26 protein-coding genes are annotated in these 26,883 nt (G+C 40.6%); 10 read left to right on the forward strand and 16 right to left on the reverse strand.

The window, feature by feature from the left end; translation table 11 throughout:
- Nucleotides 1-26 precede the first annotated feature (26 nt).
- From C9J40_RS11735 to C9J40_RS11750, 4 genes are read right to left on the reverse strand one after another with little or no spacing between them, the layout of a single operon-like run.
- Nucleotides 27-896, reverse strand: a complete 870-nt coding sequence (locus tag C9J40_RS11735) for a hemin ABC transporter substrate-binding protein (protein WP_107246962.1) — start codon at nt 894-896, stop codon at nt 27-29.
- Complete coding sequence (locus tag C9J40_RS11740; RefSeq protein ID WP_107206404.1) at nt 889-1,314, reverse strand: biopolymer transporter ExbD; 426 nt, start codon at nt 1,312-1,314, stop codon at nt 889-891. The genes C9J40_RS11735 and C9J40_RS11740 overlap by 8 nt, the downstream gene beginning before the upstream one ends.
- On the reverse strand, nt 1,311-2,012 hold the full coding sequence (locus C9J40_RS11745) for a MotA/TolQ/ExbB proton channel family protein (protein ID WP_005368267.1): 702 nt from the start codon (nt 2,010-2,012) through the stop codon (nt 1,311-1,313). The genes C9J40_RS11740 and C9J40_RS11745 overlap by 4 nt, the downstream gene beginning before the upstream one ends.
- Nucleotides 2,013-2,015: 3 nt before the next feature.
- On the reverse strand, nt 2,016-2,831 hold the full coding sequence (locus C9J40_RS11750; protein WP_107206405.1) for an energy transducer TonB: 816 nt from the start codon (nt 2,829-2,831) through the stop codon (nt 2,016-2,018).
- Between the two features lie 381 nt (nt 2,832-3,212).
- On the opposite strand from C9J40_RS11750, the gene hutX reads away from it, so the two are divergent.
- From hutX to C9J40_RS11765, 3 genes are all read left to right on the forward strand, one after another.
- Nucleotides 3,213-3,728 carry a heme utilization cystosolic carrier protein HutX gene (gene hutX, locus C9J40_RS11755; RefSeq protein WP_107206406.1) on the forward strand — a complete coding sequence of 172 codons (516 nt, stop codon included), beginning with the start codon at nt 3,213-3,215 and terminating at the stop codon, nt 3,726-3,728.
- A gap of 55 nt (nt 3,729-3,783) precedes the next feature.
- On the forward strand, nt 3,784-4,341 hold the full coding sequence (hutZ, locus tag C9J40_RS11760; protein ID WP_045130810.1) for a heme utilization protein HutZ: 558 nt from the start codon (nt 3,784-3,786) through the stop codon (nt 4,339-4,341).
- Nucleotides 4,342-4,545: 204 nt separating this feature from the next.
- Nucleotides 4,546-4,953 carry a hypothetical protein gene (locus C9J40_RS11765; protein WP_107206407.1) on the forward strand — a complete coding sequence of 136 codons (408 nt, stop codon included), beginning with the start codon at nt 4,546-4,548 and terminating at the stop codon, nt 4,951-4,953.
- A 161-nt stretch (nt 4,954-5,114) separates the two neighbouring features.
- On the opposite strand, the gene C9J40_RS11770 is transcribed toward C9J40_RS11765, so the two are convergent.
- The gene (locus C9J40_RS11770; protein WP_107206408.1) at nt 5,115-5,684 is read right to left on the reverse strand and encodes a hypothetical protein; all 570 of its coding nucleotides are present in this window, start codon (nt 5,682-5,684) and stop codon (nt 5,115-5,117) included.
- Between the two features lie 319 nt (nt 5,685-6,003).
- On the opposite strand from C9J40_RS11770, the gene hypB reads away from it, so the two are divergent.
- From hypB to C9J40_RS11795, 5 genes are read left to right on the forward strand one after another with little or no spacing between them, the layout of a single operon-like run.
- A complete protein-coding gene (gene hypB, locus C9J40_RS11775) occupies nt 6,004-6,735 on the forward strand; it encodes a hydrogenase nickel incorporation protein HypB (protein ID WP_005368248.1) in 732 nt (243 codons plus the stop codon).
- 5 nt (nt 6,736-6,740) lie between these two features.
- Nucleotides 6,741-6,983 (forward strand): HypC/HybG/HupF family hydrogenase formation chaperone, encoded by a 243-nt coding sequence (locus tag C9J40_RS11780; protein WP_005368247.1) that lies wholly within the window; start codon nt 6,741-6,743, stop codon nt 6,981-6,983.
- Nucleotides 6,980-8,098, forward strand: coding sequence for a hydrogenase formation protein HypD (gene hypD, locus C9J40_RS11785; protein WP_105060057.1), 1,119 nt, complete (start codon nt 6,980-6,982; stop codon nt 8,096-8,098). The genes C9J40_RS11780 and hypD overlap by 4 nt, the downstream gene beginning before the upstream one ends.
- Before the next feature lie 2 nt (nt 8,099-8,100).
- Nucleotides 8,101-9,132: a hydrogenase expression/formation protein HypE gene (gene hypE / locus C9J40_RS11790; protein WP_107206410.1), complete on the forward strand. Its 1,032-nt coding sequence runs from the start codon at nt 8,101-8,103 to the stop codon at nt 9,130-9,132.
- Nucleotides 9,132-9,473, forward strand: a complete 342-nt coding sequence (locus tag C9J40_RS11795) for a hydrogenase maturation nickel metallochaperone HypA (RefSeq protein ID WP_107206411.1) — start codon at nt 9,132-9,134, stop codon at nt 9,471-9,473. The genes hypE and C9J40_RS11795 overlap by 1 nt, the downstream gene beginning before the upstream one ends.
- 345 nt (nt 9,474-9,818) lie before the next feature.
- On the opposite strand, the gene C9J40_RS11800 is transcribed toward C9J40_RS11795, so the two are convergent.
- The 3 genes from C9J40_RS11800 to C9J40_RS11810 all read right to left on the reverse strand — a co-directional run bounded on the left by C9J40_RS11800 (nt 9,819) and on the right by C9J40_RS11810 (nt 13,563).
- On the reverse strand, nt 9,819-11,087 hold the full coding sequence (locus tag C9J40_RS11800; RefSeq protein ID WP_107246964.1) for a HAMP domain-containing sensor histidine kinase: 1,269 nt from the start codon (nt 11,085-11,087) through the stop codon (nt 9,819-9,821).
- Complete coding sequence (locus C9J40_RS11805) at nt 11,084-11,776, reverse strand: response regulator transcription factor (RefSeq protein WP_107206413.1); 693 nt, start codon at nt 11,774-11,776, stop codon at nt 11,084-11,086. The genes C9J40_RS11800 and C9J40_RS11805 overlap by 4 nt, the downstream gene beginning before the upstream one ends.
- A gap of 104 nt (nt 11,777-11,880) precedes the next feature.
- Nucleotides 11,881-13,563, reverse strand: a complete 1,683-nt coding sequence (locus C9J40_RS11810) for a phosphoethanolamine transferase (protein WP_107246965.1) — start codon at nt 13,561-13,563, stop codon at nt 11,881-11,883.
- A 380-nt stretch (nt 13,564-13,943) separates the two neighbouring features.
- On the opposite strand from C9J40_RS11810, the gene C9J40_RS11815 reads away from it, so the two are divergent.
- Complete coding sequence (locus tag C9J40_RS11815) at nt 13,944-14,408, forward strand: GNAT family N-acetyltransferase (RefSeq protein ID WP_107206415.1); 465 nt, start codon at nt 13,944-13,946, stop codon at nt 14,406-14,408.
- A gap of 416 nt (nt 14,409-14,824) precedes the next feature.
- Here C9J40_RS11815 and C9J40_RS11820 read toward each other — a convergent pair whose 3' ends face one another.
- The 8 genes from C9J40_RS11820 to torC form a co-directional block, all read right to left on the reverse strand.
- Entirely contained in the window at nt 14,825-16,567 is a 1,743-nt protein-coding gene (locus C9J40_RS11820; RefSeq protein ID WP_107246967.1) for a hypothetical protein, read from the reverse strand.
- Nucleotides 16,564-17,109, reverse strand: a complete 546-nt coding sequence (locus C9J40_RS11825) for a HyaD/HybD family hydrogenase maturation endopeptidase (protein WP_107206417.1) — start codon at nt 17,107-17,109, stop codon at nt 16,564-16,566. Before C9J40_RS11825 ends, C9J40_RS11820 begins: the two co-directional genes overlap by 4 nt.
- Nucleotides 17,110-17,114: 5 nt before the next feature.
- Nucleotides 17,115-17,858, reverse strand: coding sequence for a Ni/Fe-hydrogenase, b-type cytochrome subunit (gene cybH / locus C9J40_RS11830; RefSeq protein ID WP_107206418.1), 744 nt, complete (start codon nt 17,856-17,858; stop codon nt 17,115-17,117).
- 11 nt (nt 17,859-17,869) lie between these two features.
- Nucleotides 17,870-19,573 (reverse strand): nickel-dependent hydrogenase large subunit, encoded by a 1,704-nt coding sequence (locus C9J40_RS11835; RefSeq protein WP_107246969.1) that lies wholly within the window; start codon nt 19,571-19,573, stop codon nt 17,870-17,872.
- A 3-nt stretch (nt 19,574-19,576) separates the two neighbouring features.
- Nucleotides 19,577-20,713, reverse strand: a complete 1,137-nt coding sequence (locus C9J40_RS11840) for a hydrogenase small subunit (RefSeq protein WP_107206420.1) — start codon at nt 20,711-20,713, stop codon at nt 19,577-19,579.
- 441 nt (nt 20,714-21,154) lie between these two features.
- Nucleotides 21,155-21,802: a molecular chaperone TorD gene (gene torD, locus C9J40_RS11845; protein WP_107206421.1), complete on the reverse strand. Its 648-nt coding sequence runs from the start codon at nt 21,800-21,802 to the stop codon at nt 21,155-21,157.
- A gap of 131 nt (nt 21,803-21,933) precedes the next feature.
- Complete coding sequence (gene torA / locus C9J40_RS11850; RefSeq protein ID WP_107206422.1) at nt 21,934-24,462, reverse strand: trimethylamine-N-oxide reductase TorA; 2,529 nt, start codon at nt 24,460-24,462, stop codon at nt 21,934-21,936.
- A 92-nt stretch (nt 24,463-24,554) separates the two neighbouring features.
- Complete coding sequence (gene torC, locus C9J40_RS11855) at nt 24,555-25,721, reverse strand: pentaheme c-type cytochrome TorC (protein ID WP_107246971.1); 1,167 nt, start codon at nt 25,719-25,721, stop codon at nt 24,555-24,557.
- A 201-nt stretch (nt 25,722-25,922) separates the two neighbouring features.
- Here torC and torR point away from each other — a divergent pair, with 201 nt between their 5' ends.
- Nucleotides 25,923-26,636 (forward strand): two-component system response regulator TorR, encoded by a 714-nt coding sequence (torR, locus tag C9J40_RS11860; protein WP_107206424.1) that lies wholly within the window; start codon nt 25,923-25,925, stop codon nt 26,634-26,636.
- Nucleotides 26,637-26,883 lie beyond the last annotated feature (247 nt).

The raw sequence follows: 26,883 nt of genomic DNA on the forward strand, positions 1-26,883 counted from the left end.
ATAAATAGGGATGATAGAGGCGTAATTTAAGGATAAATAGCCTGATTAAGCTTTAAAGCTTCATTAACACTCTCGAGTCCTAAACCACCAATGAGCGCAGTACTTTTTATTGTGAGTAATGCATTATTTGTTGCAGCCGGTGTTGCGGCAATTAATGGCATTTGGGCAATAAGATCTTGCATGTTTTTGATCTTGCTAGCTGTACGTGTGCTCAACAAAATAATATCTGGTTGCATGGTAACAATTGCTTCACCAGATATAGGCTTGTAGTTACTGATTGATGTTGCAGCAGGGTTTTTAGCACCAGCAAGTGTAATGATGCTATCTGCAGTAGTATTACTTCCTGCAATGTTAATTGGGCGACCATCATGGATCATTAAGAACAAGACTTTTTTAGGAGTCTTAATATTGGCAGTTGCAGTATTAATTTTATCTAGCTGAACATTAAGCTTTTGTTTTAGCTTTTCAGCACGATCTTGATGATCAGTGAGTTTAGCAATTTGATCGATACGTATAAGTAGATCTTTAACGGTTTCCCCTGAGTTAACAATATCAACTTCAACACCTGATTGCTCAAGTAGGTTAAGTGTACTTTGTGGCCCCATTTCATTAGAACCAACAAGGTGAGTCGGGGATAAAGACATTAAGTTCTCAGCTGAAAGCTGGCGGTGATAACCCACTTTAGGGGTTGATTTATCCACTAATCCTTTACTTGTTAGATCAACGGCGACGACTTGATCAGTAGCATCTAAGGCGTTAATGATTTGAGTAACTGAAGCACCAGCACTGATGATTTTATTTTTCTCAGTTGCTGAGTCCGTACTTGCTTGCGCGTAGCTACTAAGTCCTAACACCAGCGTCAATAAAGAGGTTTTTAATAGAGAGAGTTTATGCATTGTTTGATTCTTCCATAAGTAGCTGAGTCGCTTTGATATTATTTTCTTGCAAGAAGGCGAGTAATTTGAGCATTTGTTCAACAGAGGCTGCTTTATCTGCACCAATCACAACAGGTTTCGTTGGGTTAGTTTTCACTTCTTGTAACAAGGCTGTTTTGAAGTCATCCCATTGATTGATTTTTTTACCTTGCAGTGCCCAATAAGGTGCTTCTGATACTAAATTAATAGCAATAGGATCGGCTTGGGTTGTCTGTAATGTTTTGGTTGCTGTTTGTGGTAAATCGACATCGAGGGCTTTAATTTTCACTGTGGCTGTTAACAGTAAAAACACCATGACAATAAAAATAATATCCAGTAATGGAGTCAGGTCTGGATTCATTTCCTCGGTTTGGAAAACGCTACTGTTGGCTTTGATCATGATGCAGTCCCATTAACGGCAGGGTTTTGTTCGCAGGTATCACAGGCTGATGTTTTCCCGTTTTCAGCGTCAACATTCATTCCTTCAAGCCAAAGATTACAACGGTTTAAACTGTGTTCTAGTTTAGCCGTAACATTATCAGCCCATAGCCCAAGTAGTTGTGCACCAGTAATGGCAGGAAGTGCGATGATCAAACCAGCAGCTGTTGTTCGCATAGCAAGACCAAGACCGTCAGCAAGATCGCTGGGAGTCACAGAGCCTGTTGAATGGGAAATACCGGTAAACATATCAATTAAGCCAAGCACTGTACCGAGTAAACCAAGTAACGGACTAATAACACCAATCAGACTTAATAAGCGTAAACCTGAACGTAATTCAGTGCGTTTTTGTATTAACCAAATAGCGGCAGCATCTTCACGTAATGGTTTAGTGAAATGGCGATGCGCAATTAACATCGCAATTCCTTTATAAAGCAAAGGGCGTTGCTGTTTTAGCTCCTCGGTTAAATTATCTAGTGCGTGTTCGTCGTGACGGTTTTGTTGAGCAAGGAGTGCTGTAACTTTTGTTTTGCCTACACCGGTACATAACAAAACTTGAATAAGACGCTCAGTTAAAATCATAACAGTGAGCACAGAACAAATAATAAGAGGCCACGCCATTAGGCCAAGTTGCTGGTTGAGGTTATCAATAAAAGGCATGATTTAATCCAATTTGAAACGAACGGGAATTTGAACACGGTGTGCAATAGCAATGCCGTCAACAATATGGGGTGAGAAGCGCCACTTTTTAATCGCTTTAAGTGCCGCATCATCAAGCACATTGGCACCAGATGATTTAACCAGTTTTTGTTTAACTTGATGACCATCTTTTGCAATCAGTACTTCAACTAAGACTGTGCCTTCAATACCACGACGTTTTGCTAATTGTGGATACTTCACAGCGGAAGGTTTCGTGGCAAACGTGGGTTTTGAGACCAATTGAGGTGAATGTGCTCCAACGGTTGTTTTTTTAGCTTTAGTTGTCTTATTTAATGCCAGTTGTGATGACACAGGCTGGCTAGAATTTGTTGGTTTAAGTTCAAATTTCTCAGTTTTTCGTTGGGCATTTGTTACGTTTTTAGTCGCTGTTTTTTTCTCAACTTTTTTCTGAATATTTTTCGTTACTACTGGCTTCTTTTCTATTTTTTTTGGGGCTTTCTTCGTGGGTTGAACCGGAGCTTTAACTGTTTTCTTTTTCTTTTCAGGTTGTGATTTTTTGACCAACTTTTTCATTGTTGTTTTTGGCGCTGGTGTGTTTTTAACAACCGGTTGAGGAGTCACGATTGCTGAAGGCTGAGCCGTAGCAGGTGCAACGATGGTTTCTGGTTTTATATTAGGTAGTGATACTAAGTTGACAGCCACGCTCGTCGACTTTTCAAGAGGGACTGTAATGATCTTCTTCTCTGGCATTGCTGACACAATAAGACTGTGGAAGAGAATAGAGGCACAGCCAGCAATGAGATAACGTTTTATATTCACAATGTACGCCTTATTGAACAGATGAAGGAATGTGAACTAAATGTTTAATTGCGGTTTTTTGCATGGTGTATTTCTTAATATAATTCCGTTTATTCAATAGATTAGAGTTGTTTTTCAGATGTAACACTAATGTTTATAACCAGTATAAACATCATTATCCATGAAATACGAATAATATCAATTATCATTTGCAATATTATTTGATCGTTAATATCATGAGCACAGTTAGCCGATGATGTAAGACTTAGACTTGCTCAATTGAGAACGTTTAAGTAACAAAGGCTAAAGTAAAAATGCATAGAATTTATGGACGCAATAAATAGTTTTTTTTCTATGGAAGCTGGTTGTATAGAAAAATATCTAAAGAGAAGGAAAACCAAGGTGTTTGAGCAATACACTCGTGAAGAATTGAAATTGAAAGTCGCTGATTTATTAACTGATAACCCAAAACTTCATGCTGTTTCAATCGCAGAGCAATTAGCCGTAACAGAAGGTGAGGTTGTCATGTCTTACCCTGATGAAATGGTGTGTTTATTGCCCGGCCACTTAGCGAAAACAATCGTAGAGTCGTTACCTGAATGGGGACCTGTTACTACGATTGTGCATTCAATGGGCTCTATCTTTGAAGTAAAAGCGGCGTTCCCAAAAGGCAAAGAAGCGCGTGGATATTATAATCTAATGGGTAAAGAGGGCGAGTTACATGGTCACTTACGTTTAGATCATGTTTCGGACGTTGCGCTCGTCAGTAAACCTTTTATGGGGAAGGAAAGTTACTTCATCGGTTTTTTTGCCGTAACAGGCGAGTGTGTATTTAAAGTCTATTTAGGTAGAGATAAACATCGTAACTTGTTCCCAGAGCAAATTGAGAAATTTAAGTTGTTAAAACAAATTAAATAAATCTAGTCGAAGAACTAGGCCAAAGAAAAGCTAGTCAAATTGAGGAAGAAATATCATGAGTGAAGTAAAACAGGAACGTTTGCAAAATCGCCTTGGTCCTGAGATTAAAGAATTCCGCGAAGCATGCCAAACGCTACAATTAGCAACGGTAGATGCGAACGGTAAACCCAATGTGAGCTATGCACCGTTCGCTTTGCTTGATGATGGTTATTACGTATTAATTAGCCAAATTGCTAAACATGCCAGAAATCTACTTGAAAACCCGCAAGTCTCTTTAATGATGATTGAAGACGAATCTGCATCTAAAGTGCTTTACGCCCGCAAGCGTCTAACGTTTGAAGCTGATGTGAGTGTGATTGAACGAAAATCAGATCGTTGGCATCAAGGAATTGCTGCACTGCAAACGCGTTTTGGTGAAATTGTAGAAGGCTTAAGTGGGTTAGAAGATTTTTCATTGTTCCGCTTAGCACCGACTCAAGGTTTATTTGTTAAAGGGTTTGGCCAGGCATTCCAAGTCAGTGGCGATGATTTAGTAGATTTTGTTCATCTACAAGAAGGTCACCGTCGTGTTAAAGACGGGAGTGAGATCGAGTCAGCCGAAGAAAAGCTATAGTATTTCAAACTATTCTCTTATAAATGCCTGTGCTGAAATGTACAGGCATTTGTTTGTTTAGGGTGTTATAGCAGACTTTAGCGAAGTGTAAACAGCCTGTTTTGATCCTGATCATTCTAATTTGCAGCGAAACTTGAAGTCGCTGAAATACCTGTGATAATTAGAGCTAAATCATTACCTTTATTGCAGATATGGATTAACGTTATGACACAGGATAATAAAAAAGGCGTTTGGTTTGCGTATATAGCAAGCTTTCTTACTCCGTTTACACTGCTTACCTCTGGTATTGTGGCAATCATTTATGCAGGGTACCAATTAAACAAAGGTACTGACGAGCTTACATATAGCCACTATTACTCCATTATCCGTAGTTTCTTTTTATTCTTTACATTTTTTGTGGTATTGGGTGTAACAGCGGCAACAACAACGGGTATGGTTGCCGGTGCTGATTATTGGGTGCAAGGTTCAATGCTTCACGATGTAATGAATAGTGTGTTAAATGTTCTACCATTTGTTGGCGCTGCCATTGCTATCGTTGCTGTACTTTATTGGCTATTTAAAATTATTAAAGGCATGAGAATGCTAAGCGAAAATAAGCCAATGTGTTTATAAGCTTAGCCATTTGGTGAAACATTAAGTTAAGAAGAAAGAGTAGCTAACATGGTTGCTCTTTTTTTGAGGTGATTGACGCCGAGTAGTGCTGATAGCAAATTTTGTTTATAAAAAAGGATAGCGATAGTGCTATCCTTTTTTTTAAAAGTTAATAAAAGGAATTAACTTTTTTTGAATTGTTTCACTAAGCTATCTAGTTCAGTAAGCAGTTTCTCTGCTTTAGGATCTTGCTTTTTCATAGCTGTAAGTACATCTTTTTGTACTTGTTTGTCTTGCTTGCTAATTGCAGGATCAGACAGGATAGATTGCTGCTGTTTCGCTAATTCCATACGAATGTTAGTAAACTCTTTGATAAGCTCAGTACGCTTCGCATTAGATAAATCGTCTTTACGTGCTTCAAGTTGAATTTCTTGAGCGCGTTTGATTAGCTTCTCTGGGTTGTAACCTTTTTCTTTTACTTTGTTATTAAAAGCTGTTTCGTAAGCTTTTAGCTCTTTCACCAATTCAGGGTGAGATTGAAGAGTCTGATGACGGATACCCGCAAGCTCTTGTTGAATCACACCAATACGGTTAGCGATATTTTGCTGTTGAGCTGTAATCTGAGGAGCAGCAGCTGGAACAACGGTAGCCTCTTTAGCCATAGCAGGAGCTGCGGTAAATACGCATGCAAGTGCTAGAGGAACAGCTGCTTTTAGTAGCTTTGATTTTAAGCTTGATGCTTTAGTATGCATATGACTTTCTCTTTAATTATGTTGATATCGCTAATATACGATGCGTTTCAATTTGTATTGTCAGATGATAGTCAGTAAGCCTGAATATAGTCTGACAATTGTTCGCATTGCCTGCGTATTAACTTTTATTACTAATATCGTAAATCATAGTTCTACGCAAATAAATCGTCATACAATTGCAATATTCTTTTATAGCATAGATAATTGAGGCTAAATTTTTGGTTATTGCATATTAAATGACCACTTTATACCTTTTAGTCTATTAAGGTTTACCTCTTTATCTCGTTGAGTCGGTAAACTGATGTCGGTTGGAGCTCCTATGTGTCAAGATTGCGGTTGTTCACTCGCTGGTGGTGATCATCACCATCATCACCAATTACAAGCAAACCCTCAGCTTAATGATAAAAAAACCTTATCGGTAATTCACAAAATACTAGATAAAAATGATGTAGAAGCGGCACACAATCGTGCGCATTTTAATGCTAAGAATGTGACTGCATTTAATTTAATGAGTAGCCCTGGTAGCGGTAAAACGACCTTATTAGAACATCTACATCAGTATACGCCGCTGAAATATGCCGTTGTTGAAGGTGACTTAGAAACATCACGCGATGCTGATCGATTAAAAGCGCAAGGGATTAATGCCTACCAAATTCAAACGGGTTCGGCCTGCCATCTTGATGCGTTCATGGTGCATTCCGCGCTTCATCATATTGAATTAGATGATCTTGATATTTGTTTCGTTGAAAACGTCGGTAATCTTGTTTGCCCTGCGAGTTACGATGTGGGCACGCATAAAAATATCGTATTGGTCTCAGTACCAGAAGGCGATGATAAAATTGAAAAATACCCAGTGATGTTCCGCCGCGCTGATGTCGTTCTTATTACTAAGTGTGATTTATTGCCGTATTTTGATTTCAGTATTGAAGAAGCAAAAGCGCAACTACAAAAACTTAATCCTAATGTTGAAGTTATTTCATTATCAACCAAAGATCCTGAAAGCTTCCAACCACTTGTATCATGGATTAACAACAATCTGATTGAAGGATAATTATCATGTGTTTATCTATTCCTTCACAGGTGGTTGAGTTACATCCTGAAGAAAATAGTGTCACGGTTGATACCATGGGAGTTAAGCGAACAGTAAGCTGTCATTTATTAACTGAGCCCTTGGCGTTAGGGGATTATGTATTAATCCATATTGGTTTTGTGATGAGCAAAATTGATGATAAAGATGCCCAAGAAAGTTTAGAAATGTACCGTTTACTGTTGGCTGAAGCAGGGCCATTAGCATTATGAGTTTTGACTTAAAACAGTTATATCAAGGCTTTCGTGATGCTGATACTGTACTGAGTTTAGCCGAGCAGATAAAAGCCATAGCGCCACAATTACCTGAGCCTTTAAAAGTGATGGAAGTGTGTGGCGGCCATACACATACCATCATGAAGTATGGTTTAAAGCAGTTACTACCTGAGAATATTGATTTTATTCATGGCCCTGGTTGTCCTGTTTGCGTTATGCCCAAAGAACGTATTGATCATGCCGCTGCACTGGCATGCCAACCCAATGTTATTTTAGTTACCCTTGGCGATATGATCCGCGTTCCGGGTTCAAAAGGTAGTTTGGCGCAATATCGTGCTAAGGGTTGTGATATTCGACCTATTTACGATCCGCTTGATTGCTTAACCATTGCGACAGAAAACCCGGATAAAGAGGTGGTTTTCTTTGCCATTGGTTTTGAAACCTCAACGCCTATGACCGCCGTTTTAGTTGAGCTTGCAGAGCAACGCCAAATCAATAATCTCTACTTTCACATTAACCATGTTTTAGTGCCGCCTGCTGTTGATGCGGTAATGGCTGATCCAGCGGTAAAAGTGAATGCGTTTATTGGCCCGTCACATGTGAGTGTGATTGAAGGGGCGAAGATTTATCGTCCGTTGGTTGAGAAATACAATACTCCCGTAGTCGTTGCAGGTTTTGAACCTGTTGATGTGATGGAATCTATTTTACGTATCACTAAACAAAAAATCGCGGGTGAACCTGAACTCGACGTGCAATATACGCGTGCAGTAACAGAAGAGGGTAATACGGTTGCTCAACAAGCCGTAAAACGTTGTTTTGATGTGCGCGATAGTTTTCGCTGGCGTGGTTTAGGACCTATTGCTAATTCTGCGTTGAAATTAAATGCTGCTTATCAACACCGTGATGCTGAAATACGTTTTGCGGATTGCTTACCCATGACACCGATTGATGATCATAAAGCATGTCAATGTGGTGATATTCTTCGCGGCTTAGCGAAACCTCAAGATTGCAAAGTCTTTGGACGTGGTTGTACACCGCAAACACCATTAGGTAGCTGTATGGTGAGCTCTGAAGGTGCATGTAATGCTTATTTCCGTTACCGAGGCGTTTAATAATGACTGATATTGATTTAACAACCTTATCTACAACCAAGTCGATTCAATTAAGTCATGGTGGCGGTGGTCAGGAAATGAATAAGCTGATCAAAGGCTTATTCTTTAAAGCGTTTGATAACGATATCCTTCGTAATGAAGAAGATGCTGCGGTTTTAACACTGGAAGGTAACACGGCTTTTACTACCGATTCCTTTACGGTTTCGCCATTGTTTTTTGCTGGTGGCAATATCGGTAAATTAGCCATTGCAGGTACGGTGAACGACCTTGCGATGATGGGCGCAAAACCTCAGTATTTGAGTTGCAGTGTGATCATCGAAGAAGGCTTTGATGTTGCTAATCTAAAGACCATTGTTGATAGCATGGCAAATGAGCTCAGTATTTCTGGCGCTAAAATCGTGTGCGGCGATACTAAAGTTGTGCCTAAAGGGTGTGCGGATGGTTTGTTTATCAATACCACAGGTGTTGGCACTATTACTAAATCTGGCATTTCGGTACGTAACCTAAAACAAGGTGATGCAATCATTGTTTCTCGTGATATTGGTCGTCATGGCGCCGCTATTTTAATGGCACGTGAAGGGCTAACGCTAGAATCTGAACTTATTAGTGATTGCAATACCTTATGGCCTGCGGTTGAGGCGTTAATTGCCGCAGATCTTGATATTCATGCAATGCGTGATGCTACACGTGGTGGTTTATCTGCAGTACTTAACGAATGGGCGCAAGCGTCTGACATTGGTATCAATGTGGTTGAAGATGATGTGCCTGTAAGTGAAGAAGTACGTGGGCTTTGTGAGTTATACGGTTTTGAACCGTTTGATCTTGCAAACGAAGGAACATTTATTATCGCACTACCACAAGAACAAGCAGAAAAAGCATTAGAAGTATTAAGCGCATTTGCTGCATGTGGTGATGCTGCCATTATTGGTGAAGTCAGTGATGATTATGCAGGTCGCGTAATCTTAACTAGCGGATGGGGTAGCCGTCGTTACCTTGATTTACCACAAGGTGAGTTACTTCCGAGGATTTGTTAATGCATGAATATTCCATTGTTGGCGCTTTAATTGAACAATGCGAACAACATGCCGAAGATAATGACGCGACCAAAGTGACTCGTGTTGCAATAAAAGTCGGTATATTAAGCGGTGTTGAACCAGCGTTATTAGAAACAGCCTTTCAAACCTTTAAGTTAGAAGGGGTTTGTCATGACGCAATATTTGAAATGCAGATCCAACCCTTAGTATTATCGTGTTTTGAGTGTGGGCAAGAAACCACGCATAACGAGCGCAGTATTATTTGCAGCCATTGCCAGAGTAATCGCACACAGGTTATTGATGGCGAAGATTTGTTACTGATGCAACTTGAGTTGGAATAAAGCAACAATCCTATGAATAAGATAAAGGCAGCGCTGTCGAATACAGTGGCTGCCTTTCTTTATGTTTATATACCCAAGCGACTTCAAGATGCAGTGTTCAGCGAGACGACCTTAGTTCTCAGGCGCGGCAACGATTCGTAGATATAGTGGTTCTACATTGAGAATTGTTAACAAAGTCTGAGAGCTAAGGACGCTCGCCCTTTGGGAGCGTGTCACTGAGCCGACTTCTTGCGTCAGACAACTTGGAAAGAGCTCGCTATTCCGCTTCGTTGTCTTCCTTGAATTCAACTCAGTGACTTCGCTCTGAATCAGGCATCTTGAAGTTGTTTGGGTATATTAGTGAAATTACTGATCCGGCTGAATGCTTATTTGTGCACGACAACCACCGTGTGGGTTATTCAGAAGCTCGAATTCATAACCGTATTTATGGCATATATCACGGGATATGAGTAATCCTAAGCCATATCCTTCCACACCTCTTGGCTTTTTCTCTAATCCGATTCCAGTATCAATAATCGATATACGTAATGGGGTAACACTAATCACGACTGAACCTTTCTCGGTGCAAGAAAATGCGTTTTTGAGTAAATTTCCTACTAGGATTTTTAAACTGGTTTTAGGAATTTTAATGTCAATAGAGTGGCTTAATTCAATACGGTATTCGACGGGCTTATTCTTTAACAAATGTAAGTGACTTTGTACTATTTCTTCTAATTCGTCTTTGGTTAACTCACGGCTTTGTAGCTCATCTAGATTTTCCTCACGAGTAAGAGAAAGTAACGTTGTAACGAAGTCATTCATTTCATCACAGGCTCTAGATAAACGATCCCGTTGCGTGTCAATAAACTCGGGTGCTGAAGAATGTGCTAATAAATAGGTTGCTCCCTTTATCACCATGAGTGGTGTACGAAGTTCATGACTTGCATATCGATTAAATGCTCTCTCCCGTTCGATGGATTGCTTAATACGATCTTGGTATTGGTTTAAACTATCAACAAGCATGGTTAACTCTTGTGTTTTAACACCTTTGGGGATGACTATTGGGCTTAAATCATTGGCTGAACGACGTTGCAACTGATGGGTGAGAACCGATAAAGGATGGTTTAGGCGGCGTGAAATTAGCAGCATAATCGTCAAGGTGATAATTAAAAGTATGACTGAAATTACGGCTTGCTCGATATTCTCTTTAAAGATCTGATCTTCACTAAGCTCATAGATTTCATCAAAGTAAAAAGTGTAGAGATCAGCATGATGACCGTTACTATTGGTCATTAAACTTTTCATTACAAAATAGTCTGTTGAGTATCCATTAGGTTGGTATACTTCGATCGCCTCGTTATAGGGGAGATCTTTATCAATATCAAAGTGTTTAGGAACATTGGCTAAACCCACATAACTTTGGCTGGTGCGAGTTATGTACTGTAATTCTGAAGGTGAGTTTTGTAGCTTATTTATAATATCTTCAGTTTTGTGTTCTAGGGCATTTTGTGCATTTAATAATTCGAGCTCATCCACTGTTGACTCAACTAAAGCGAAGTGGATGGTGATCATGGCTATAGCGACAACAGCAAAATAGAAAAACGTTATTTCGCGTGCAGAGCGTAGTTTTTTCATTGTTGCTTATCTTCTTTAATCTGTTTGATGAGCTGGTAGCCCACTTTAGGGATAGTTTTGATATAGCTATGATTAAAGCCTTTGTCTATTTGAGTTCTTAATTGATAGATGTGGCTACGTAGTACATTGTTTTCAGGTTCATCATCGCCCCATAAGGTATTAATTAATTCTTGTTTTGTGAGGGTATCTGGTGCTCGTAACAGCATTAATTTCAAAATAGTAAATAGAGTAGGGTTAAGTGGTATCTGTCTGTTTTCACGGGTGGCAATGTGAGTTTTGAGATCAAGGAACAAATCACCAAATTGCAGTATTTGTGCCGCTGTGTTTCCTTTACGGCGACGGGTTAAAGCGGTAATCCTTGCTTCAAGGATCTCTAAATCAAAAGGCTTAATTAAGTAATCATCAGCACCCGTTGCAAAACCTTCTAATGTATCTTCACGAGTATCTCGGGCTGTAAGCATGAGTATAGGAGTATCGATGCCATCTTTACGTAATTGTTGACATACCATGTAGCCGTCCATACGTGGCAGCATGACATCAAGTATGATCAAATCATAATGATGTTGCTTTGCCAGTTTGTATCCTTGGATGCCATTGTTAGCGTAATCAAGCGTATAACTTTTAATTTCAAAAAAGTCGAAGATGATATTGGCTATATCTTGGTGATCTTCAATGAGTAATAATTTCATTATATTTAAGTTCGATGGTTGATCAGCACGCTAAGTAACGAGAAAAGAGAATAGGTTGTTAGGTTAGTTATTCTCTTTTCTTTTATTCGTTAGATTGATGATAGTTAATTGTTATATTTCGCAACTTCAGTTGCAAATTTATCACGGCATTGACTGAAAATATCTAATTCTGCTTGATACTCTTCGGTACTGATATCCATCACGCCCAGCATGGAATGAAAGATATTATCGTGAGAGTAGGTGCCCGTTTTGCTAGCTGCTTGTTTTAAACAGGTATAGTCAATATTTTTCGTTTGTTGAAAACTTGGCGACATCCATACTATTAACGGTACTTTGGTTTGGTATTCGGGGGCAAACCGATAAGGAATACCGTGCAAATAAGTGCCGTTTTCACCGAGAGACTCGCCATGATCTGAGATATAAACCAGCGCAGTATTATATTGCTCATTCAGTTGTTGTAGTTTCTCGATCATTTGGCTGATCACATAGTCAGTATATAAAATCGTATTATCGTAGCTGTTGATGATTTGCTCTTGGCTGCAGTTTTCAATATCAGCTCGTGGGCAATCAGGCTGGAATATCGCTTTATTTGATGGGTAACGTTGATAGTACGTGGGGCCATGACTACCAATTAAATGAAGCGTGATCATGCGATTACCACTTAGATCTTCGATATCTTGTTCGATATTTTCAAGTAGCGCCATGTCGTAACAAGTTGAGCCATTACACATCTCATCTTTACGGGAACGATCTATCTCGATCTTAGTAATATTCTTCGCGACAGATTTATCACCACCATCGTTCTCTTTCCATAGCTGAGAAACGTTAGCGCGTTGCAGAATATCAAGGAGGTTATCTTGGTTATCCGCTTGCGAGCGTTCGAAGTTGTCTCGGTTCAAATTGGCAAACATGCAAGGCACCGAGACTGCTGTTGCTGTACCACATGCTGTTACGTCTTGAAACGAGATCATATTAAGCTCACGAGTATAACGGTTGGTGTTACGGTGATAGCCATTTAGTTCGTAATTCTGCGCACGAGCTGTTTCACCAACTACCATGATCATCAGTGTGGGTTTTGTTTTTGCCTGCGCTAAGGCTGCGTCACTTTGTTTAGCATCCAAACCTATGTGCTTATAAGGTTGTGGAGTGGTGAAATAGGTGTGTTTTACGTATTTAATAGTGCTGTAGACAAACTGAGTGGGAATAATCACTTTTTTCAGATAGCTATTATTACGTCCAACCGAGGCATAGTCTTGGTAATACACTGCTGCAATTAACCCAACCACCACTAATGAAATTAGCATTGATACAAGCTTGGCTGTAATAAAAGTCATAGGGCTTGTTATTGGCTTGATTGGCAGTTTATAGATGAGCAGCGCGGGTATGACACCCATTAGAAGTGTCCACATTGCAGAGTATAAGCTGAGATAAGAGCTGGCTTCACTGCTGTCTGTTTCTATGATGTTGGCAATCATGCCGTAGTCAAACATGATGCCATAGTTGAACCCAGCATAACTCACCATACTTGATAAAATCAGTAAGATAATAAAGAACGGCTTACTTATCTTAGGCCAACTAAATAATGAAAAAAGAAAGTTTAAGCAGACGAGAAAGAAAAGTGGGATTGTGAGTACAAAACCAAGTTTAACGGTTTCAAGTTGACTAAATATTCCAATCAGTGCCTTATATACAGGTAAGTTAACTATGGCTGTAAAATACAGTGCGAGTAGGAAAGTAAAGGTAGCATAAGATACGCCACCAACACGTTTTTGCTTAATCATATTCATTGTTTATTTCGAAGGATTACAAACCAAATTGATGCAAATAAGCGGAATAACCCTTCTTTCTCCACGTCGTTATTCGCCGTAAGTTATAAACGCTAAAAGGTGAAAAAAATGTTGAAACGTTTTATCTCTAGTGCAATTTATTTAGAATGTTGATTGTTTCAGTTTTGAACATACTTTATTGAGAATAGTTACAAATTTAGAGAGTGCTTACCTTCTTAGAAAATAAATTGAGTGAGAAATTGAGGAAGGATTTTACCACTCGTTATGGTGCCATTTTATAAATAATAGGTAAGTCAATGTTTACCTAGTACGATCATGTTATAACTCGTGTTTTCAAGGTATGTAGTTAGCAGCTCAGATTATGGTAAAAGGAATTTTAAATGGATATTAAAATTGGTGACTTAACACACCCACAAGTCATTCAGTTGTTGATGGAGCATTTAGAAGATATGTATGCAACATCGCCTGCTGATAGTGTTCATGCGTTAGATTTAGATGCACTTCAGGCTGAGGATGTGACGTTTTATACCTGTTGGAAGCAAGATATGTTGCTTGGTTGTGTTGCAATTAAACGTCTAAATGCTGAAAGTGCTGAGCTGAAATCAATGCGGACGAAGATTGATGCGCGAAACCAAGGAGTGGGAGCAAGGCTCTTAGAACATGTTTTAATTGAAGCCAATAACAGGGGGTTTAAGACCATTAGCTTAGAGACAGGCTCACATAATTTTTTTGAGTCAGCCTGTCGTTTATATGAAAAGTTTGGTTTTGAATATTGTGAACCGTTTGCTGATTATTTACCGGATCCCCACAGCTTGTTTATGTGTTACACGTTTGCAGCGGAATAAGATTTTTTATAAAAGACAACCGTGTAGTTTGAAAGGGAATAAAAAAGCCTCATTTGAGAATGAGGCTTAATAATCAATGAATTCAGATTATTTTTAGGCAAGGGGCCTAATTACCGGCTAGGTATGAAGTTAATCTAGAACATTCTGAAGATAATTTGAATAACACGATATTCAGATTGAGATCTTAGTGGCTATATGCCTAACATATTATGTTATATCTATTGCATATATTCATTTTTCTTTACAGGGTGTCAAAAAATTGGCTATCAAACATTAATGATAATCATTTGCAATGTTATGTTCTCATATAGCAAGAATAAGCAGGAATTAATAACTCATGTATTAATGAGAACGTTGTTATGTGAATTGACCATTAAAGCTCTATTTATCGAAAGCTAAATAGAGCTTTAATTGAATTAACGTCGACGCATTTTTAGGTATAACGCGCCAGCACTTAGGTTGCTACCATCGAGTTCTAATTGACGGTTAACAGTAATTGCAAAGTTTTTACCCACACGGAGTGATAGGCGTTCAGTCAACACTTCATTGGCAAAATCACTGCCAGCTAAAACAACAGCATTTAACCCCGTGGTTTCATCTATACGCTCTAGCCAGTTAGCAATATAGTCAGCCAGTGAATCCATGATACCAAAAGCAAGTTTATCAAGCTCTGAATCATCAACAACTAAGCAAAAACTCATTAGGCTGCCCAGTGTTTTTGCCCATTCAATCGTGCGTTTGCCATTCACCATATCTAATGAATAATCAACACGATGACCTTTTTGACCACTATTTTGTAATGCTTTAGCGATCAGTGCATCGTTTAAGTATTGAATACTATTAGTACTCGATGTTGATAAGCCAAGAATGGTGGCAGCAACAGCAAATAAACCTGATAGCTGATTATGACTATCAGCAAGGTTAATTTGGCTTAGGGCTTGATAGCTATAAGGTAGCGATTCTTTAAATTTGGCAAGAATCGCTGCTTGTTCTCCTGCTGCCATTAGGCGAATAATTTCATGACCTGTTTGTGGCAAGCTAGGTAAAACTAAAAAGCTATCTGTACGGGTAAATTTATCTTGGCAAACAATCTCACCTGCGGCGTATCGACCAAAATAAATAACCGCGGTATTTCGTCCATTTCCTGATTCAATATTACCGCCATGCAGCGCACAAATAGGCAGTGCATGAGAGGGGACATCGTTTGGATGATTCGGCTTATAATCGAAATGAATACGACGTTTATGCCAATAGGCATTTAAGCCATTGATACAGGCTTGATCGTGTAAGGGTTCAAGTGCTTTGATTGACACAGGAAGATCAAGTTCAGGATCGCTATCGACTTGGCTCCAACCTTTTTCAATCCATGTAATTAAGGGTTGCCAATGGTTGGTATCAATAAATACGAAATCAACGCCTTGTTGACGTAAAATTTCAGTAAGTACAGTGAGCACGCGATTATAGCTAAAACACAAATCATACAAGGGGGCTTGTAACTGTCGATGCTGTGTTCTGGGTTGTACAGTCACGCGCGGTTTCTCAAGGCTTGATAACGCGAGTACGTGCTCTGATGGAGTAAAGAAATGCGAAGGTACATTATTAGGATTACAGATCAGAATTTGTGGGCGTTCCTGCGATGAGGTTAAAACCGGTGTTGTACTGAGTTGGAATACCTGATGTTTACCTTGCTCTGTGGTTAAGGTAAATAACACATTGCCAGTGGTAAGAATATCATTAGCCCAAACTTTTACTTGGTTGATGCTAATTGCTTGATGTAAACGCTGCTCACCATGACAACATGCACAAGGTAATGCTAGCTCACCAAATCGTGGCGATTGGTTATCGCCTAACAATGGTTCGCAATGTTGGCAAAAAGGTAAGTGGTGTTGAGTATTAACCAGAGGAACAACACTGCCTTCACGATGGATGATTTCTTCCACTTTAGATTCAACTAACCAAATGGAAAGCAGGAAATCATTGGCAATTTTTTCAGCTAATGCTTCAAGTTGTGCTTGTTCACCGACCGCTTCAATTAGATAACGATTTTTAACAAAACCAACGGTAATTTCATAAGGCTCATTGGCTAAATAGTCATTACATAATTGCGCATAAAACGGCACTTGGCGTGAGCATTTAAAAGAAAATTGAATTAATTTCATGCCTCTACTCCTCGTTTATAAGCGGTTGGGATCAAGCTATTAATCTCAATATTGTTCACACGTTCGCAGCTAATGCCCAGATCCGTTAAATGATTCAGAATGGCTGATTCCATGGTAGGAATAGCAGCATAAATTTTAGGTGTTAGTCCTAAATGCATCGGCTCGAGTACAGTAGGGGTAACACCTAATACGAATGTTTTAGGGCGATCGCCGACCAATTCCATCATGATCAATGTTTGCAGCATTTCTACTTCATGGGCACTGCCTTGCCAGTCGATCTCAGGTGGTGCTTTATCAAAATCGAAAAAGTAGACTTCGCCTGCATCTACACCAGCAGCATTAACAGTATCAATCACAATAAGGTGATCGTATTGGGTTAAGGTTGGGATCAAACTATGCGCAAGGGTACCGCCATCCACGAGATCAATCTGATGTTCTGGGTGTGAAAAGCGGTAGTTTTCGGTGAGGTAATTGACGAAATGTACGCCGACTCCTTCGTCGGCGTACAAGACATTGCCAATACCAAGTAGCAATATCTTCATTAGTGCTAGTGGCCTTTATGGTCAGTGTTTGTTTGGTGAGTTTGATGCTGAACAGGGTCGTTACCCTTGTTCTTATCTTTAATGTGCACTGGGTGGTAATCAAAACCCGACATAATGGCGTCAGCGGAGCCATTGCGGAATCGAATACCTGTCCAAATCACCATGTAAACGTGAATTAAGACAAACACGATGAACGCCCAAGTTACAATGTGGTGCCATTCACGAACGTTAGCTAATCCGCCCATCGCATAGGTTACCCACTCAGCTGGCTGCCAGAATAGGCCTCCCATACCGAGGTGATACACGTTGGCATACAAGGTTAAACCTGTTACACACATGAAAATAGCGGCGATAGAAATACCCGCATAAACCACTAACTGTAACGGGCCGTAAGCACCATGATGGGGTGGTTGTCCAACCCAAAAATAGGCTTTGATTTGTTTTACCCAGCTATTCGGACTTACAGCATCTTTTACTGAACGTCTTTCAACATTACTGCGGCTAAAGAAGAACAAATAAGCACGAATTAACGTGACAGCGATAAGGACAAACCCCAGTACTTCATGGACAAAACGTACCCAGCCTTGCTCTAATACGTTGGTGTTATCTGGCGCAACCAAAAATGGCCAAGCAATATAAAAGCCTGTGATCACCAAACCAAATATGGCAAAAGCACGGAGCCAGTGACATAGACGTATAATAAAAGAGAAAACATAGGATCGTTTGTACAACACTGTATCTGTTGACATAAATTCCTTCCTTACACTGCTTGTGCTGGAATACGGAATTCACTCAAAGATTGGCCTTTGTAATCCATCACGTGTACTGAACACGCCATGCATGGGTCAAATGAGTGGATCACACGAAGAACTTCAAGAGGCTTAGTTGGATCTTCTAACTTTAAGCCGACTAAAGAAGCTTCATAAGGTGCAATTTTGCCGTTGCCATCAATTGGGCTTGCGTTCCATGTGGTAGGAACAACCGCTTGATAGTTTTCAACTAAACCGTCTTTAATACGTAACCAGTGACTTAATAAACCACGAGGCGCTTCAATCACACCTACACCTTTGTATTCTTTTTTAGGATCAATGGTTGGTTCAATGTACGTAGTTTGATCTGAATTTAGGTTGGCGACCATAGATTCAAAGGTAGTTAAACCATTACGTGCAATGATCAAGGTATGAAGCATACGTGCTGCTGTACGACCCAATGTTGTAAATAGCGCACCAGCAGGTAATCCTGTTGTTTTTAAGAACTCGTTAACAACTGGTACAACGTATGGATTACCTTTTGCGTAGTTCACAGCAATAGTCGCTAGTGGGCCTACTTCAACAGGCTCGCCGTTATAGCGTGGCGATTTAACCCAAGAATATTTACCGGCTTCGTTAATCGTTGGACGTTTACCTTCTAAGGTGTCACGTTCAATAAACGGAGTGTGCTCAGGAATCGTTGTACCATCAAATGGGTGCTGTGGTTTATCAGCGTTGTACCATGAGTGGGTCACGTCTTCAGCAATCAGGCTAAGGTCAACCTTTTCTGCTTTGGTTAGATCTTTATTGCGAATAACACCGCCAGTAAATAGCTGATCTTCTTCGTTTAGTTGAATAGATTCACTACACATGAAAGTGCTAACGTTACAGCCGCCTAATACACTTGGCTCTTTGCCAAATGCCGCTGCCGCCATCAAAATGTCCGCTTGGTAGGCACGTTCAATAAATTCAGCGACATGAACAAACTTTTGTTTAAACTCTTGTAGGCGAGCAGGATCTAACATGTCACGAACACAAGTTACACCACCAACAACAATAGATTGTGGGTGCGGGTTTTTGCCACCCCAAATTGCCATCATTTCAGCGCCAATACGTTGAACTTCAAGTGCTTTAAGGTAGTGAGATAAACCAATTAGGTTTTGCTCTGGTGTAAATGCATATGTTTTGTTGCCCCAGTATGCGTTAGCAAATGGGCCTAACTTACCTGTGTTTACTAAGCCTTGTACTTTTTCTTGTACTGCGCGTAGTTCACCTTCACCCGCGGCCATTGGTATTTTTGACCACTTCATTGCTTCTTGTGCCGCTTTTGCAGGATCGGCACTTAATGCAGAAACCACATCCACCCAGTCAAGGCCGTGTAGTAGGTAGAAATGAACAATGTGGTCGTGCATTTCAAGTGACGTTAAAATCAAGCTACGAATGTATTTCGCGTTAATAGGCACTTGGGCATTAATGGCATTTTCAACCGCTAATGTGCCACATAGGTAGTGTGATGATGTACATACACCACAAATACGCTGCATTAATAGGCCTACATCATAAGGTGTACGGCCTTTCATGATGATCTCTAAACCACGGAACAGGGTAGAAGAGGCATAAGCTTTTTCAATAACATTGTTAGCATCAAGTTCAACTTCGATGCGTAAGTGGCCTTCGATACGAGTAATGGGATCGATTACGACACGCTTGCTCATGAATTATTCCTCGACTTTCTTTGCAAAAATACTACTCACTGCGTGAGCACCAATACCTATAGCAGTAACGCCTAATGTCACAGCGCCAATGGTATCGGCAGTGGCATCTAAACCATGTAAAGGTTGACGGCTTAATGGTTTTTCGAAATACGCCATTTCATCCCAAAAATCTGGTTCAGAACATCCAATACAGCCATGACCGGCAAGAACAGGCCAACTTGTGTGCGCGTTGAAACGCTCAGTAGGGCAGTTGTTGTACGTGTATGGACCTTTACAACCCATTTTAAATAAGCAGTACCCTTGCTTTGCGTTGTCATCACCAAATTCAGTGACAAATTCACCGGCATCAAAGTGGCCACGACGCTCACAGTTATCATGCACACGTGCGCCATATGCCCACTTAGGACGGTTAAACATATCAAGAGCAGGAAGACGACCAAACATAATGTAGTACATCAATGTACCCGTGATGTTGGCTGGGTTTGGTGGGCAACCTGCAACGTTAATCACTGGACGATCAATCACGGCACCTACGCTTTTCGCACCCGTTGGGTTAGGACGAGCTGCCTGTACACCACCGAAAGAAGAACAAGTACCCACACAAATAACGGCTGCTGCATCGTTAGCCACACGCTTTATCAGTGACATACCGGTTTCAGCTTTGCTGCCAAGCGTAAGATAAATACCGTTATTAGCAGTAGGAACTGCGCCTTCTGCTGCTAATAGGTATTTGCCTTTGTACGCTTTCATTGCGTTTTCGAGGTTTTCTTCAGCTTGTTGACCAGCCGCTGCCATTAATACTTCTTGGTATTCAAGAGAAACATGTTCAAATAAAAGGGTACTAATATCTGGCGTGGTTGTACGTGTTAGTGATTCAGAACAGCCAGTACATTCTGCAAGACTTAACCAGATAAGAGGCACGCGATCGGAAAGCTCTGCAGCTTCTGCAACCATGGTGCTAAACGGTAAAGGTAAAGCCAGTAGGGATGTAATAGTGGCACTCCAAATCATGAAGTCACGACGGGTAATGCCATTTTGTTCTAATTTATCTTTGAATGATTCCTCACGAAGAGGTTTCATTGCTCGTAACTCTGCAAGACGCTTCTTGCCTAGCTCGAAAAGGGCTGCATGCGAGTCCATCTATCAACCTTGTTTATTATGAATACTTATACGCTAAGGGAATAGCGTACAGATCTTATGCTTGTAATGATGAGAGATGATTGATCTATATCAGATTTTTGATTTTTGTATGACAATATAAAAAATCAAAAATGGCGGGATGCATAAATAACTCATTGATATTCTTAATGAGAATTCTTTTCATTAATTTGCGGTGTCAATCGTGAGCTTAAGGTTTTGAAATTTAAAGATTAAAAATATCAACGTAATAAGTGGTATTGATTTCAAATGCGAATAATATGCTTGAATATGCAACTTAATTTTCGGATAAAAAATAAATAATATTTAACGAGAGAGGAAAAAATAGAAAATTAGAAGTATTTAGTTTTTTTTGTGTATTTTAAATGCAGATAGAAAAAACCTCAGTCGATACTGAGGTTTAATTATTAACATGTTGCTTGATTATTCACCGGCAAGGAAAGCCGCATCAAGTTTACAGAATGCCAATAATAAATTAGCCGCTGCAGCATAGAAGCCAAATTGATCTCGGTTTTGACACTCTTTCACAAACAGTGGTAACCAGTTAAGCAGCATAGTGTTAATAAAAGAAAGCTGTGCTTGCATTAGCTCTTCACGCTTTTCTTCAGTTTCTTGCTGGTTTGCCATGATGATAAGGTTACCCATGAAATCCAATTCAACCGCAAGGTGATCGGCTGGCTCATTGAATTCTTTACGCTGTGCAATCGCGTAATCATTCATTAGTACATTCATATCTTGTGCTGGCTTATCGTTAAGTAAACCAGAAGTACCTACATACATAGATGCGTAAGGCAGCGCGCCTGTTTTTGGTGTACTTAAGAATAAACCACAGAAATCTGCCGCTAGCTCAAGTTGTTCATCAGGACGTGTGTTTGATTGATTAATTACTTCGCGAAAAGCTTCAACGGGGGCTTTTAATTCCTCGGTCATGCCTAAGCCTGAAAGGAATGTGTACATTTCACCACCGTGGTATTCATGTAGATCTGCATCAGTGAGTTCGCGAGCGAAAAGTGATGACATCCACCAGTAGATCTCTGCACGTTGTTCGTTGAAAGCAATAAATTCTTGCATTGTCACTCCAGACAGATAAAACACATTCAAATATAACTTAAGACATTATATTGGAATCTATTTTAAAAAGGTGAAATAAAGGCGATGAATTTTCGTTCATCGCCTTATTTTAATCAACTAGCTAAGTAAAATTACTTATCCATAGCAGGGAACAGTGGGTCGATACCTTCTTCATAGATAGGACCGTTAAAGCCTGTTACTGCAGGAACAACACCTGTGTACTTCTCGATCTGAACTAGGGCAGCAGCTGCAGATGTTGCTTGCGCTAGGCTAGAAGTACCGATGTCTTCTGTTAATACGTTTGGATCACCGTAAGTACAGATAGTACCTACTTTACCGCCTTCTAATGGGCTGTACCATGCGCCTTCTTGTAGACGACAAACACCTGGTAGGTAATCATCTGTTACAACAGCACCTGCTAATACCTGACCACGGTCGTTGTATACACGTACGATATCGCCAGATTTGATACCACGAGCAGCAGCATCTTCAGTGTTCATAAAGATAGGCTCACGCTCAGCAACAGCGTAAGTCGCACGGAAATCCGTTGACGAACATAACTGTGAGTGTAGACGATCTTTCGGGTGCGTACTCTGCATGTTGATCGGGAAGCGATCAGAGCGAGGACCACCGTGGCTACGTTCAGTCTTTTCAAACCACATTGGGTGACCTTGACAGTCTTTGTAACCCATATCTGCGATAGTCTTACAGTAGATTTCGATCATACCTGAAGACGTACCTAGTGGCTCAAGGTCAGGTTCTTTACGGAATGATTCGTGGCGAACCCACTCTTTACCCGCAGGGAACTCGATGAAACCTTCACCTTCCCAGAACTTCTTGAAGTTAGGCATACGAACGCCTAGACCACGGCCTTGCAGACGCGCACCGTTGTAGATCTCTTCAATGATTTCCATTTGCGTCTTACCGCCAGTGAATGCTTCTTCGCGGTTAAAGCGAGAACATAGCTCACGGAAAATCTCAAAGTCATCTTTCGATTCGTACATTGGCTCAACAATCTTACGAAGGGCAATAATACCTGCGTTAGAGTGGTTACCGTACTGTTCGATATCGTTACGCTCGTAAGTTGTTGTTGCAGGTAATACGATATCTGCAAAACGACAAGTTGCTGTCCACTGGTGCTCAATCGATACAACAGTTTCTAACTTAGTCCAAGCCTTGATCATCTTATTACGATCTTGGTGGTGACCAAATGGGTTGTTACCACTGAAGATCGCCATCTTCATAATAGGGTACTTAATCTTCTGACCATTGTAGTTAATGGTCTTGCCTGGGTTGTCGATACAATCAACAAAGCGAGCAACTGGAATGAAAGTAGAGTAACCGTTAAATGAACCGTTATGAATTGGAGCAACACCTGTAACACCACTAAAGCCTGACATTAGTGGACCATTCGAGGTGATTGAACCTGCATCATTGTAGTGCCAGCCGAAACCGAAACCACCACCAGGTAAACCGATTTGACCTAGCATTGCTGCAAGTACAACGAGCATCCACGCGTACTGTTCGCCGTGCTGCATACGTTGTAGACACCAGCCACCGATGATTTGCGTACGGCCACTTGCCATTGTGCGCGCAAGAGCACGGATATCATCAGCTTTGATACCACAGATCTTTTCAGCCCACTCAGGGTTCTTAACAACACCGTCAGTCTTACCAAGAACGTAAGGCATGAACTTATCAAGGCCAGTTGTGTAATCAGCAATGAAGTCTTTGTTGTATAAGTTTTCAGTGTATAGCGTATGTGCAATAGCAAGCATTAATGGAACATCAGTCTGTGGGTTAACACGGATCTGCTCACCACCAACCACTTTTTGTGTGCTAGAAACCACAGGATCGACGTAGATCACTTTGATTTCTTTATTCTTCACTTTCTCTGCAAGTTGATCATAGTACTGGTATGGGCTGTGGTCTGGTACTAACCAACCCACTTGCAGGTTTTTAATTGGGTCAGATGCCCAAATAACGATAGTGTCAGTGTGCTCAAGTACTAGTGGCCATGATGTTTGTTGCTCGTAAACTTCCATTGCGCCAGCAACGTAAGGAAGAATTACCTGAGCAGCACCTGTTGAGTAGTCACCCATCTTACCTAGGCTGGTACCGTGAAGGCCAACACCACGCTTCATCATGGTACCTGCGTTATGCAGTTTACCCACTGATTGCCAGCCTGTGTGACCAGAGTACAGTGCACTTGGACCGAAGTTGTTCTGAACACGCTCCATCTCATGGTAGAAGAAGTCTAACGCTTGAGACCATGGCACACGTACAAAACGGTTATTACCACGCTGTGTTGTATCTGACTTGTAGCCTTGCTTTAGCCAATCAATACGTACCATTGGGTATTTAACACGTGCAGGGTTATAAACCACTTCACGTACCGCCTGGATCATATCTGTTGGGTTCTTGTCTTTTTCAAATGGCGTTGTTTCAGTCCAAACACCGTCAACAACTTTAGCGCGGAATGCACCCCAGTGAGAGCCAGATAACACTTCGCCAGAAAACGCTGCTTTTGCTTCTTCTGCAGCCATTGCTTTACGAGGAGCAAGAAGGCTAGGACCTACAACCGATGCAGCACTTGCCATTGCAAGGCCAGATAGGAAGCGGCGGCGTGAGATGCCAGTTTTATGAGTTTGAGTCGCCATATGTTGGAGAATCCTTAAACTTTAATTTTTATCGATGGGGCGGGGATAGTGATATCACCCGCCTATCATTTATTTGTTATTAGGCTGCAGGATTAGTGCGCACCTGCACCGCCTGTATCGCTACCGTGGTTCTGAAGATATTTCAGTAGCGTACGTTCTTCTGTCTTAGACAGACGGTAGTAAGAGCTCATGGCTTTCAGACTTGCGATCCAGCCATTTGCAGTAAAATGGCCTGGTGCTGGCGCCGCGTGACAAGCGTTACAAGTAGAGCCGTACATTTCTTCTGCATAGTTCCAGATAGGCTGGATGCTATCGATCATGTCAGCTTTAGTAATCCATGCTTGTACTGTTACGTTCTGCCATACGATGTCAGTTGCTGGATCAGTTTCTTCCTTAATAATTTTCTCGTTAGCTTTAATGTCACCACGGATAGTCGCTTTAAATACGCGCTTACCCATGTATTCTGTCATAACGCGACCTTTACCCGCTTTCTCTAGCCAGCCGTTTACTTCAACTTTTAGCATGTCGCCTTTACGTTCAAGTACCGTTACTTCAGACGCTGGTAGTAATTTACCTTCTGATTTAGCGTTAGCATCGTCAGTGGCGAACATATCTTTCTCACCAAGAGAGTAAAGCTTGTCAGCGGTTGCACCTTGTGCAGTTGCTTCTGCTTGTAGGCCTTGGAAGTCTTTCTGGAAGCCGCCAGCCATGTTTGGTAGTTCGTGTGCAATACCTTTGTGACACTCGATACAGTTCATGTCTTTTGCAGCAGCGTCTGTCATTGCAGCAGCAGCTTCAGGTGATTGTTTAGCGTGATCCATTGCAGAGTAATTGTGACAGCTCTTACAGGTACTCGAATTTTGCTTTTTCATTCGATCCCATACCATTTGAGCTAATTCTAAACGGTGCTCTTCAAACTTTTCAGGCGTATCAATCTTTTTAGTAATAAATTGGTTATATACGTCTTTTGATGCCATCAGCTTAGTTTGAACCATACCAACTAAATCTTTAGGTTGGTGACAGTCAACACAATCAGCACGAACACCAGAAGCGTTTTTAAAGTGAACAGATTCTTTATACTCATCGAAGTTTTGCTGCATGGTATGACAACCGATACAGAATTCATTGGTTGATGCGTGCTCAAAACCTTTATGTGCAGCAAAGATACCAACAAGGGTGATAACAATACCAACAAATACAAGAGCAAGAATCGAATACTTGCTACTTGGTTTTGTCAACATCTGCCAAAGTTTTTTCATGTTGAATGATTCCATTTAAGAATGAATGCCCACCGTAAGCTACGGTGACGTTATAAATTTTATGGGGTAATCTTATGTCCACGATGTGAATAAGGTTAACGGTACGAATGAATAGCAAACTCATGTTTATGACAAATTGTGAATAACTACGGTTTGTGCTAACGTTTCGTAAGAACACCTAAAAAACTAAAAGAGACAAACATGACTCATCACGTACTTGTTGTGGAAGATGAAATTGTTACCCGTACTAAGCTGGTCGGGTATTTTGAGAATGAAGGATATAAGGTTAGCCAAGCGGATAGTGGCGCACAGATGCGAGAGATCATGGCGACTGAAAAAATCGACCTCGTCATGCTTGATATTAACCTTCCTGGCGAAGATGGTTTGATGCTTACACGTGAGCTTCGTAGTCGCTCTGAAGTGGGTATTATTTTGGTCACAGGACGTACTGATAGTATCGATCGAATTGTGGGTTTAGAGATGGGTGCAGATGACTATGTCACTAAGCCTTTTGAGCTTCGCGAACTCCTTGTTCGAGTGAAAAACTTGTTGTGGCGCATAACCTTAGTGGAAAAAGCACGTGACGAAACCTTGGTCGAAATGCAAGAAGATAACATCATTCGTTTTGGCGAATGGCAGTTCGATATTAACAAACGAGCGCTGACTCATAATGGTCTTCCGGTGAAGCTAACTAAAGCGGAATATGAGTTATTAGTCGCCTTCTCTTCACACCCAAATGTAGTGTTGAGTCGTGAACGTATTTTAAATATGTTAAGCCATAGAGTCGAAGCGCCAAACGATAGAACTATTGATGTTTTAATTCGTCGTATGCGCTCTAAAATGGAGCTAGATCCAAAGAACCCACAGATTTTTGTTACCGTTCACGGTGAAGGATATATGTTTGCAGGGGATTAATTTCCTTCAATACTAGATATAACTGATATCAAAAATTGCATATTGCAGTGAAACATTTTGAAATAAAAAGGCCATATCATTCGGTGATATGGCCTTTTTTCTAGAAAAAAATGAGCTAATTTCTTGATATAAATCAATCAATGAAGAGGTGTCTTTTTGCTTGTTTTTTAACCAAAAACTGTAATTGTTAACCATTCTCAAATGCATACATTTATTTAAACTTTTCATTAACATTAGTAATGAGAAT

Source organism: Photobacterium sp. GB-72 (assembly GCF_003026095.1).
GTDB lineage: Bacteria > Pseudomonadota > Gammaproteobacteria > Enterobacterales > Vibrionaceae > Photobacterium.